The organism is Campylobacter sp. RM16189 (assembly GCF_012978815.1).
Taxonomy (GTDB): domain Bacteria; phylum Campylobacterota; class Campylobacteria; order Campylobacterales; family Campylobacteraceae; genus Campylobacter_A.
Genome location: NZ_LIWR01000026.1, coordinates 1 through 1,614, shown reverse-complemented (window position 1 = coordinate 1,614; position 1,614 = coordinate 1). Strand labels below are relative to the sequence as shown.

Sequence of the window (1,614 nt, the reverse complement as noted above, 5' to 3'; positions counted from 1 at the left end):
AAAGTATTTTAAGGTTTGCAAGCATAATTAGAAATTTACGATGACTTAACTAAAAATGACACAACCTGTCTAAAATCTATATTAAAATACTTGTAGGTCGATTGGCGATTTTGTAAATAGTGGCTAATTATAATTTTCTACTGAGATTTTAATGAGTTTTATTATTTTTAGGCTCTGTTAAAATATAGTGTTGATTATGATATTTTAGATTCCAAAAAATGTAACTAAATATTGTATAAAGTCCGAAATTAGCAATCGATGTAAATGACTTTTTAAATTCATAGTATATCTTTAGTGTTTTTTACAGTTATAACGATTAAGCTTAGTATTTTTTGCCAAGAAATATCAATGAAGTATTTTAATAGAGCCTAAAAAATATAAAAACTTTTTGTTTTTATAAAAAATAATTATAGGATAATATCCGAACACATAGATTGAATATTTATAGAATATATCCTCTTTTTTATTCTTAGATTATTTCCAGTAATAAGATTTTTATTAGTAATATATATACTGCCTTGCATAGTTTGATATCTCACAATATATAGTATAAAGCAAGAATATTAAAAAAATAGGTATGATTATCATAGATAAAATACCACTATCTATGATATGAATCAAAATGAATATCAAAAATATACAAATAAAAATCCTGACACCAAAAAAAGAATTTGTATTTTTAAAACAATATAATACCTCTTCACCCTCTTCAAGCTTAATATGCTCGGGTAAGATTATCGGCTCTTTATCATAATCTCTCAAATTTATCCTTTTTGTTTTTTTTGAAATATTGAAGTTAAGTTGCTTGATATTCTATATTAGTATAATTTAAGGTGTGTTTAAAATTTAGTTTACTGAAGTTTGATACTCTTTATGTCCGGCATTATAAAGCAAACACACAAAACTAATATTTAATACTTTAACCCTTTAAATTCAAGCTTCTACCTATAGTAAACTCTACTTTAGCTTTTCTTTCAAATATCTTAGTAAAGTCATAGTTGTCTATTAAAGTTTGGTGATTTTGATAGAATTCTCTGTTGAATCTGTTTACTTCTTCTAAAAACTCATCAAACATCTTATTGTCCAAATCCATACCTATACCTTCTACTTCTATAAAGTATCCAAACATTGCTCCTATGGATCTATGGATATCTTATCTTTTGGTTCGTTTTAATCACAATCAACTTCGATTAACTCTTTATATCAGTCTTTTGCTCTATGTGGTGTTCTAGTATCAGAAGTTGGAGATCCTGCAAAATTTATCATGGTTAAACCGGTATCTAGTTCTCGTTAATTCTATTTGCAGTTAAGGTATCTATTATGTAGTAAATATAAAAAACATATAAGAAAGCGAGGAAATACATCTCTTAAATTTAATATCAAAAAATAATACAAAAAAATCCTTACTATAGAGTTCGAACTACTGTCCAAAAAGTAAACATATATTTTTGTAATAACATATAATCATACGAAGTTTCAAAATCATACTTTATTAAAAAGTGAGTCACTTGTTTAAGTTTTTATCTAGTGACTCACTTTTGACTCACTTTTTTTCGGAATAGAGTAGAATCAATAAGAAATTTAAGGAAAAAATAAGAAAAATTTAAGCAAAAA

The 1,614-nt window shown here is 25.2% G+C and carries 2 protein-coding genes; both read right to left on the bottom strand.

Annotation, left to right across the window (positions count from 1 at the left end; translation table 11 throughout):
• Window positions 1-498: 498 nt before the first annotated feature.
• The gene (locus CDOM16189_RS07975) at window positions 499-762 is read right to left on the bottom strand and encodes a hypothetical protein (protein WP_169976020.1); all 264 of its coding nucleotides are present in this window, start codon (window positions 760-762) and stop codon (window positions 499-501) included.
• A 157-nt stretch (window positions 763-919) separates the two neighbouring features.
• Window positions 920-1,129 carry a hypothetical protein gene (locus tag CDOM16189_RS07970; RefSeq protein WP_169976018.1) on the bottom strand — a complete coding sequence of 70 codons (210 nt, stop codon included), beginning with the start codon at window positions 1,127-1,129 and terminating at the stop codon, window positions 920-922.
• Between the last annotated feature and the right edge of the window lie 485 nt (window positions 1,130-1,614).

What these genes read in the sequence shown, in the direction of transcription:
- CDOM16189_RS07970 (WP_169976018.1), bottom strand. Translation starts at nt 1,129, where the DNA reads ATGTTTGGATACTTTATAGAAGTAGAAGGTATAGGTATGGATTTGGAC.